Below are 9,110 nucleotides of genomic sequence, written 5' to 3'. Positions count from 1 at the left end.
TTTTGCGTAATCTGCGTTACTAAATTTGTTCAAGTTATTTCTTGCAATCTGCCAAATTTAAAAAAGCAGCTTTTTGTTTTAAAAATTTAACATACGATAAATGTTGATCATTTAGCTGCGACATAAACCACCGTTTTGTGACACTTGGCAAGCATAAAAAACTGGCTGCTGGCGCAGGCTTTCGGGAAATATTTGTCATCAAAAAGAGGCTGTGGCAAAAAAGGATTACCTTTGCCACAGCCTCTCTTAAGCCTAAAAGCAGTTGTTGTTTAAATCCACAACCGCTTTTTAAATTAAATGTCAGTTCACTATTTGGGCTGAAATTATTGATGCTTTTTCTTATAATTAATCACTAATTTGGAAAACTTATTTTGTAAACGGCGAAAATCATGAGTCGATTGTTGGGCCGCATTGACCATATCTTTAAAATCATGTGAATCTGATTGCGATATTTTACGGTCTTTTTGATGTTTTCGCAAGTGAAACTTTCGCATGTTCTCGCCTCCAACGCCAATTTCACCCCGCCTAGACGCTTTTTTGCTGGATGTTTCTATTATAGGTTGCCTGTCTAAGATAATCAATCAGTAAAAATCGGCTGGACCGATTAACCAATTTAAAAGTTTTCAGTTGACTTGTGCCTGTACTTTTGATAGAGTCATCTAATTAGCTAAACTTTTTTCACCCAAAAATGTATGCGCTAAAATTCAATCACATTTAATATCAACGTAACAATAGCCGCTGATTTTCCAGCTTAAAATCTGGAAATAGGCTATTTTTTCGCATTTAATTAAGCTTTTAGCATATGATTTTAAAAAACGCAGCTTTTGGCGTTATAGTATGATTAATATTCATTTAATTAAATGCGCTATTGTTCAAGGAGGTTATCAAAGATGACTATTTTATTAACGTTAATTCCGGCACTAGCCTGGGGGATTTTACCCTTAGCTGTCGCCCGAATTAATGGTAAACCGATTAATCAAATTTTTGGGACGGCGGTGGGAACGCTGATCGTCAGTCTCTTTGTTGTGTTGTTCCTACAACCCAATGTTGATTTAAAGAGCTTTATTATGGCTGCACTTGCAGGCGCTTTCTGGATTGTGGGTCAGTTAGGCCAATACAGCGGGTATAAAGCCATTGGTGTGTCACAAACCATGCCGATTTCTACCGGGCTGCAGTTAATTGGAACGTCTTTAATCGGCGTCATTTTATTTGGCGAATGGGCATCCACATCCGCTAAGATTTTAGGTTTTCTCGGCATCATTTTGCTAATCATCGGCAGTAGTTTAACGGCCATTACCGACAAAGCAGATTTACCTAGCGGCGGTACTGCGGCACGGACAAAAACCATCATCATGCTAATTTTAACCACCATCGGCTTTTTAGTTTACAATGCTATTCCAAAAGCCATGTCCGATTCTGGCTTAGCCATTTTCTTCCCCGAATCTGTCGGGATGATCATCATGGTCCTCGTTTACATTTTATTTACCAAACAACCGCACGTACTTAAGGAAAAAGCAAGCTGGCAAAGCGTAATTGCTGGGTTTATTTTTTCAATTGCCGCAATTACATACATTTTGTCGGTTAAAGTAAATGGCGTTAACTTAGCATTTGTTATCTCGCAGCTTTCAGTTGTCATTTCAACTTTAGGCGGGATGATCTTTCTTCACGAATCAAAGAGCAAACGCGAACTTACTTTTACAATTATTGGGTTAATTTTAATTGTTGGTGGCGCGATTACCACCACGGTTATCTAAGGAGATAATCAGGTATGTATGCAGATTTAAAAGGTAAAGTTGCCGTCATTACTGGTGGCTCAAAGGGTATTGGCAGTGCCATCGCTACCCGTTTCGGTCAAGAACAGATGGCTGTTGTCATCAATTACAATAACGATCGGGCTGGTGCGGAAAAAGCAGCGGCTGCTGTAAAAGCAAATGGTGGCCAAGCCACGATTATGCAAGCTAATATCGCTACAGAAACCGGTACTAACACTTTATTGCAAACGGCACTGTCACATTTTGGTGACTTGGATGTTTGGGTGAACAATGCGGGAATGGAACTTAAAGCACCTACCCACGAAATCACTTTAGCAGATTGGCAAAAAGTGATGGCAATTGATCAAACCGGCGTCTTTTTAGGTGCTAAAACTACACTTGGTTATTTTAGAAAACATAATAAGCCGGGAAACATCATCAATATGTCCTCAGTACACGAACAGATTCCGTGGCCAACATTTGCTAGTTACGCAGCAGCTAAAGGTGGCGTCAAATTGTTTACGCAAACCATTGCCATGGAATATGCTAAATATGGCATTCGGGTCAATGGTATCGGCCCTGGCGCAATCAATACACCGATCAACGTCAAGAAATTTGCGGATCAAAAACAGTACCAACAAACTGTTTCCATGGTCCCGATGAACCGCATTGGCAAACCTGAAGAAATCGCCGCTGGTGCCGCTTGGCTAGCTTCCAACGAATCAAGTTATGTCACTGGCATCACCTTATTTATCGATGGTGGTATGACTTTGTACCCTGCTTTTAAAGATGGGCAAGGGTAATTTAATCTTATTATCGCTGAACGTACTCTAACCAGTACATAACCGCATTTATCGCGGCAATTACTGGCCAGAGTACGTTTTTTTAAAACCATTTTAATGGACATAGGTGGAAATGCATGGTAATATGTCGTATACGATGTATTTGGAGATGATTTCTTTTGCCGGTGAATTTAACACCGTATAATGAGCTTTGCTTTGCGGTTTACACGACAAACCGTTATTTTCATAAACTTTACCACCTAGTTCTGCATCCTTTTGGCCTAACTTACTTACAGTACATGGTTTTATTAATTGTCTACCGGCAGCAAACCACCACGATAAGTCAAGTCTGTAGCGAACTAGATATGGCTAACAATACTTTAACACCTGTGGTCCAAAAACTAGTTCAAAAAAATTGGCTGCTCAAACAACGTGCACCAGAAGATGTTCGGCGCTTTAATTTATCGTTTAATCCAGCTCAAAACGCCCAGTTTAATTTATTACAAACTAAAATTGCTAAAATTCAACAGCTTTTCATTCATCAGGTTGCTGCGCCGCCAATCACGGAAATGATCAATCAACAGCACCAACTAAACCAACAACTAAAAGAATTGGCGCAACAGTTGGAAAAACAGCCACTTTAACACGGTCCCTTTTTCAATTTAAGAAAGAAGTTTTACTATGACAAAATTTAATTATGATGTTTTATTTATCGGAAGTGGTCACGCTGCATGGCACGCAGCTTTAACACTACGCCAAGCTGGCAAATCAGTCGCCATCGTAGAGGAAGATTTAATTGCCGGCACTTGCACTAACTATGGCTGTAACGCCAAAATTTTGTTAGACGGACCAGCTGACATCGCTCATCAAGCTGCTGCTTACCGTGAAAGTGGTATTCTAACTGGTGAATTAAAGATTAACTGGGAAAAATTAATGGCCTATAAACACCAAAACATCGATCCGATGCACGTTGGTTTAGCTAAAGCATTTGAAAATTCCGGCATTACCTTAATCGATGGTCATGGCCAGTTGCAAGACGCACACACAGTTAAAGTTGACAGTGACACTTACACAGCTGACAACATTGTTCTAGCGACTGGTCAACGGCCAGCCAAACTCGACATTCCGGGCAAAGCTTATCTACATGATAGCCGTGATTTCTTAAGCTTACCGCATTTACCAAATCACATTACCTTCATTGGTGCTGGCATTATTTCATTAGAGTTTGCTGATTTAGCTCGCCAAGCTGGCGCCGCTGTGACAGTGATTGAATTTGCGGATCAAGCCATTCGTAGTTTTTATGCTAAATATAGCGCAAAAATTGTCACGCAACTCAAAGAACAAGGTGTTGACTTTCACTTTAAAGAAGCCGTCAGCGCTGTCGCTAAGCAAGACCAACGCTTCCAAGTGTCAACCCAATCTGGTTTAACCGTCACCACTGACTATGTGATTGATGCAACTGGCAGAATTCCGAACACTGAACAACTAGGTTTAGACCAAGCAGGCGTTCAAACTAACCGGCGGGGAATTATCGTTGACGATCATTTACGCACTACTCAACCAAATATCTTTGCTAGTGGCGATGTGATTGATAAAACAATTCCTAAATTAACACCAACGGCCACATTTGAATCCAACTACATCGCTAGTCAACTGATCGGCTTGAGCCAAGCGCCAATTCAATACCCAGCAATTCCATCCGTTGTCTTCACTTTACCGCGGATCGCACAAACTGGCATGTCAATCGCAGCAGCACAAAAAGATACTGCGCACTATCAAATACAAACCATCCCTTATGGCCAACAAATGCGTTTTGAAACTAAAAACGAAAGTCATGCAGAAATGACCATCGTAACCGATCAAAAACACCGATTAGTCGGCGCAACCATTTATGGTAACGCTGCTCAGGATTTGATCAATACGTTGACATTAATCATTGACCAGCAATTAACTGCTGATCAATTAGACCAAATGATCTTCGCCTTTCCTGGTGCTTCTGCTGCAATTTTAGATTTACTACGCGTTGCAATGCGGCAAGGGTAATGCAACATTAGTGAAAAGTTGTGTGAGCCATTTAATTTTTAAATAGTAATGAAATAGTCATCTCAAAACGCCTCTAAAACTAGGAAAAACTAGCTTTAGAGGCGTTTTGTTCATTATTAACTCCGTTACTCAGCTGCTGTGGGCAACAAAAAGCACGACTAGCAGTCACTATCTGCCAGTCGTGCTTATTTAGTTTGTTGATAAGCCTAACCTACTTAAACAACGCCGTTGACAAATACCGCTCGCCACCATCTGGGGCAACCGTGACAACTTTTTTACCAGCACCTAATTGTTTAGCTAATTGAATGGCGCCAGCAACGTTAGCACCACCAGAAATTCCCAGTAAAATGCCTTCTTGTTTGGCCACTTTTTGCGCCATGGCAATAGCATCGTCACTAGCCACTTCAACCACGTCATCGTAAATGGCTTTGTCTAGCACATCAGGAACAAAACCGGCACTGATACCTTGAATTTTGTGCTTGCCACCGTGACCAGCTTTTAGTAATGGTGACTCAGCAGGTTCTAAAGCATAAATTTTAACGTTTGAATCTGCTTTTTTCAATGCCCGGCCGATGCCAGTTAACGTGCCACCAGTACCGACACCAGCAACAAAAGCATTTGGTAAATCATTAGCACCAAACGCAGCAATAATCTCTTGGCCTGTTGCTGCTTCGTGAATTGCCGGATTAGCTGGGTTTTTAAACTGCATCGGCATGAAATAGCCGTGAGCTTTCACTAATTCTTGAGCTTTTTCAATGGCACCTTTCATGCCAGCCGCCCCTGGAGTCAAAATCAGTTTAGCGCCGTAGCCTTGCATTAATTTGCGCCGTTCAACACTCATGGTTTCCGGCATAGTAATAATTAAATGGTAACCTTTAGCTGCTGCAACCACTGCCAAGCCGATACCCGTATTGCCAGAAGTAGGTTCCACAATGGTACCTCCTGGTTTTAACTGACCATCTTTTTCAGCTTGTTCGACCATGGACAGTCCAATACGATCTTTAATTGATCCAGCGGGGTTAAAAAATTCTAGCTTAACGTAAACATCTGCTGCCCCTTCTGGTACGACGCGGTTTAACTTAACGATGGGGGTATTACCGATAGTGTCAACGATTGACTGATAAATTTTACTTGTCATGTCACAGTCCTCCTACTTTCTTGGCCATTACGATGTGCAACCAATTCTTAAAAAAATGTTGTTGGGTCGCTTGCCAAGCAAAAACCGGGTCCGTCATCGCGGCATCATTTTTAAAATAATGCTGGGGCTTGGCTAACGTCGCTTTTTGTTGTGGCGCAGCGGCTAACTCACGCTGGTACTCTTTTTGTAGTGCCTGCTGGCCGTATTCTAAATGGGAAAAGACAAAGTGCTGATGGGCCGCACGGTTTTCCACTAAGAACAAGGCATCCGTTGTCGAAACTGCAGTTAAAGCTAACGCAGGATTTACATTAATCTGCTCAGCGTTCATTTCCGCATACCGGGCATGTGGTGCTAAAAAGCCATTTTGTACCCCGTGCAATAAAGGTGCTGCTTGTAAAATTTTTTGTGGATAAATACCAAACAATTTACGCGGCAACAATTGTTTTTCAATGCCATAAAAATGGTTTAAAGCTGCCATGGCACCCCAGCAGACATAAAGCTGCTCTAATTGCTGTGCCCGTAAACAATCAAATAACTGTGCTAATTCTTGATGGTAAGTTACTGCTGTAAAAGGCAATTTTTCTAAAGGTGCCCCGGTGACGATAAAGCCATCAAATTGCGGAATCAAGCTTAAATCCAGCGGTTGCGAAATTTGCGCCACTGTTTTTGGTACCGGCCGTCCGCGGTAATGCGTTACCGGATAGAAATAAGTAATCGCCACCGGTAAATCAGTTTGTGTCAGCACGTGACTAAAGCGTTTTTGCGTATCAACTTTATCATGCATTAAATTTAAGATTCCAATATTTAACGTTGTGCTCATGGCAGTTTTCCTTCCCACTACAATCAAACAGGTAGCAAGCACTACATGCTTCATTTCTACCACAACGCTTGCAGGTTGTCTAGCTTCCGGCTTTTAAAAGCGACCATCGCTTGTGCCTACAGGCGATGAGCTGCCGTACACATTTTTAAATTACATTTGTCAGTAAAAAGAGGCTGTAACAAAAGATTGACTTTTGTTACAGCCTCACATTACTTAACTTACGCTGCCGTACTAGCTAATAACTAATTTGCTACTCCATAGCAAGAATTCAGTTACTTGAGACCAGCTCATTTTACCAAGACTGTGCCGATGGACCAACGGTAAATTCATTTACCGTCGTGTCTTCTGGTTGATCCACCGCAAAGGCCACCACATTGGCTATCCGTTCTGGTGAAATTTGATAAGCGTCGTAAAGTTTCTGCGCACCTTTGGCTGTTCCTTTATCCGTAATAGTAGTTAACAATTCGGATTGAATGGCCGCTGGATAAATGGTTGACGTTCTGATGTGCGTTTTTTCCTGCACTGATTCCATCCGTAATACTTCCATTAAATCACGGACAGCCCATTTAGTGGCGCCATAAACACCACCACCTGGATAAGCTTTTAAACCGGCAACTGAAGATGTTGCAATGATTTGACCGTGTTTTTGCTTGGTAAAATCTGGTAAAACTGCTGCAATCCCGTATAAAACACCTTTCAAATTCACATCGACCATCCGCTCCCATTCATCAACTTTCAAAGCGGATAAAGGTGAATTTGGCATTAAGCCAGCATTAAGGAACATGACATCAATTTTTCCGTATTGTTTCTTCGCCAAGTCGACTAATTGTTGGCTGTCGGCACGTTTGGTTACATCTGTGACCTGATAAACTGCTTCGCCACCATTTTGCTGAATATCAGTGACGATTTGTTGTAACTTACTTTCACGGCGCGCTCCTAAAACTACTTTAGCACCCTTTTTTGCCAATAACTTTGCACTTGCTTCACCAATACCACTAGATGCACCAGTAATGACAACAACTTTGTTTTTTACACTCATTTAATAGCCTCCTAATAATTTCTATGATTGAGATACAATTTTAGCGGGGACACCAGCAACTGTTGTGTGCGGTGGCACACTTTTAGTCACCACTGCACCAGCGCCGACAACCGCATGGTGCCCAATAGTGACACCAGGTAGAATCAACGCACCAGCGCCCAGCCAGGCATGTTTAGCCAAGCGAATCGGCGCTTTTTGGTGGGGATTAACTGTCAATAAACAGACACTGGGGCCAATAATGACATAATCAGCAACCGCAATGCCGCCACGATCGGCAAACATCACATTGCTATTGATAAAAATGTGCTGTCCCAGTTGAATGTTCCCACCAAAATCAGTTAAAAAAGGTAACCGCACCTCAACAGAACTGGCAATGTGTTGACCGATCAATTCACCTAATAACTGGCGAATTTCAGCTGGATTGTAACGCCCTGTATTTAAATGCTGAAGCAAACGTTGATTTTGCGCGATTAACTGTTGCTGGTCATCAGGTCGCATCACTGTCATCCCCTCTCAACTGAACAATTTCAGTATAATCGCATCATTAAGACATGTAAAATACTAATAAATAATGCTAAACTATAATTAAAAAGTATAGGAGTTGACAAAATGGATGTCCGCGTTTTGCGCTATTTTTTAGTGGTAGTCCAAAAGCAAAATATTTCAGCTGCTGCCGCTGACCTTTACATGTCGCAGCCCGCATTATCACGGCAGATGACCCAATTAGAACAAGAATTAGGGGTGAAACTATTTCACCGTGGTCCCCGCAAAATCAAACTCACCCAAGCTGGCTATTACCTCCACGAACGGGCTACAGAAATCACCAGCATGGTGGACAAAACTGCCTATAATTTACAGACACACCAAAAAATCGTCAGCGGCCAATTAGACATTGGTGCTGGCGAAAGTCGCGGCATGCAGCGGATTATGGATGTGATCGCCAATATTTTAAAAGATTATCCACAAGTACAGATTCACTTACGAAGTGGTGATGCCGAAGATATCGGCCCACAATTAGAAGCCGGTGTCCTTGATTTCGGTGTCATGATGGGCGCCCTAGATTTATCCCAATATAATCAACTACAACTACCTGAAGTTGATCATTGGGGCATTATCTTACCTAGCGACGCCCCCTTGACGCAGCAAACAACCATTACTCCGGCAGATTTACTCGGTCATCCGCTAATTGTTTCCCAACAAGCCCAAAAACACGCCCGTTTTCAGCGCTGGTGGCGTAACGCAGGTAAACAAATCAACATTATCGGCACGTTTAATTTAATCTACAACGCTGCTTTATTAGTTAAAAATGGTGGTTGCTACGCTTTATCATTTGATGATCTAATCAGCACCCAGCCCAACTCTGGCTTAGCTTTTCGGCGGCTGGATCCGCCGCTAACCGAACCAATTACCGTCATTTGGAAAAAGCACCAAACACGTTCAACAGTTGCGGAGCTATTTTTACAGCGATTGCGCGCAAATGTTGGTAACGTCAAAAGTTCTATGAAAACCGTGGTTCAGGAAGGGGTGTGACTGCTAC

Annotated in this window: 10 protein-coding genes; 5 read left to right on the top strand and 5 right to left on the bottom strand. The window is 42.1% G+C overall.

Annotated features, from left to right (window positions below; genetic code table 11):
* Window positions 1-323: 323 nt before the first annotated feature.
* Window positions 324-494 carry a hypothetical protein gene (locus FC24_RS11640; protein WP_169790275.1) on the bottom strand — a complete coding sequence of 57 codons (171 nt, stop codon included), beginning with the start codon at window positions 492-494 and terminating at the stop codon, window positions 324-326.
* Window positions 495-890: 396 nt separating this feature from the next.
* Here FC24_RS11640 and FC24_RS08315 point away from each other — a divergent pair, with 396 nt between their 5' ends.
* The 4 genes from FC24_RS08315 to FC24_RS08300 all read left to right on the top strand — a co-directional run bounded on the left by FC24_RS08315 (window position 891) and on the right by FC24_RS08300 (window position 4,576).
* Window positions 891-1,754 carry a GRP family sugar transporter gene (locus FC24_RS08315; RefSeq protein WP_057874431.1) on the top strand — a complete coding sequence of 288 codons (864 nt, stop codon included), beginning with the start codon at window positions 891-893 and terminating at the stop codon, window positions 1,752-1,754.
* A gap of 14 nt (window positions 1,755-1,768) precedes the next feature.
* Window positions 1,769-2,554, top strand: coding sequence for a glucose-1-dehydrogenase (locus FC24_RS08310; protein WP_057874430.1), 786 nt, complete (start codon window positions 1,769-1,771; stop codon window positions 2,552-2,554).
* Between the two features lie 164 nt (window positions 2,555-2,718).
* On the top strand, window positions 2,719-3,177 hold the full coding sequence (locus tag FC24_RS08305; protein WP_235807358.1) for a MarR family winged helix-turn-helix transcriptional regulator: 459 nt from the start codon (window positions 2,719-2,721) through the stop codon (window positions 3,175-3,177).
* A 37-nt stretch (window positions 3,178-3,214) separates the two neighbouring features.
* Window positions 3,215-4,576, top strand: a complete 1,362-nt coding sequence (locus FC24_RS08300; protein ID WP_057874428.1) for a dihydrolipoyl dehydrogenase family protein — start codon at window positions 3,215-3,217, stop codon at window positions 4,574-4,576.
* 211 nt (window positions 4,577-4,787) lie between these two features.
* Here FC24_RS08300 and cysK read toward each other — a convergent pair whose 3' ends face one another.
* From cysK to FC24_RS08280, 4 genes are all read right to left on the bottom strand, one after another.
* The gene (gene cysK / locus FC24_RS08295; RefSeq protein WP_057874427.1) at window positions 4,788-5,714 is read right to left on the bottom strand and encodes a cysteine synthase A; all 927 of its coding nucleotides are present in this window, start codon (window positions 5,712-5,714) and stop codon (window positions 4,788-4,790) included.
* Between the two features lies 1 nt (window position 5,715).
* The gene (locus tag FC24_RS08290; RefSeq protein ID WP_057874426.1) at window positions 5,716-6,534 is read right to left on the bottom strand and encodes a homoserine O-acetyltransferase/O-succinyltransferase family protein; all 819 of its coding nucleotides are present in this window, start codon (window positions 6,532-6,534) and stop codon (window positions 5,716-5,718) included.
* Window positions 6,535-6,826: 292 nt separating this feature from the next.
* Complete coding sequence (locus FC24_RS08285; protein WP_057874425.1) at window positions 6,827-7,573, bottom strand: SDR family oxidoreductase; 747 nt, start codon at window positions 7,571-7,573, stop codon at window positions 6,827-6,829.
* 21 nt (window positions 7,574-7,594) lie between these two features.
* On the bottom strand, window positions 7,595-8,071 hold the full coding sequence (locus FC24_RS08280) for an LbetaH domain-containing protein (protein WP_235807357.1): 477 nt from the start codon (window positions 8,069-8,071) through the stop codon (window positions 7,595-7,597).
* Between the two features lie 111 nt (window positions 8,072-8,182).
* On the opposite strand from FC24_RS08280, the gene FC24_RS08275 reads away from it, so the two are divergent.
* Window positions 8,183-9,103, top strand: a complete 921-nt coding sequence (locus FC24_RS08275) for a LysR family transcriptional regulator (RefSeq protein ID WP_057874423.1) — start codon at window positions 8,183-8,185, stop codon at window positions 9,101-9,103.
* Window positions 9,104-9,110 lie beyond the last annotated feature (7 nt).

Source organism: Loigolactobacillus rennini DSM 20253 (genome assembly GCF_001436505.1).
Classification (GTDB): Bacteria; Bacillota; Bacilli; order Lactobacillales; family Lactobacillaceae; genus Loigolactobacillus; species Loigolactobacillus rennini.
Note: the sequence above shows the minus strand (reverse complement) of the source record. Positions and strands in the feature narration are given on the sequence as shown.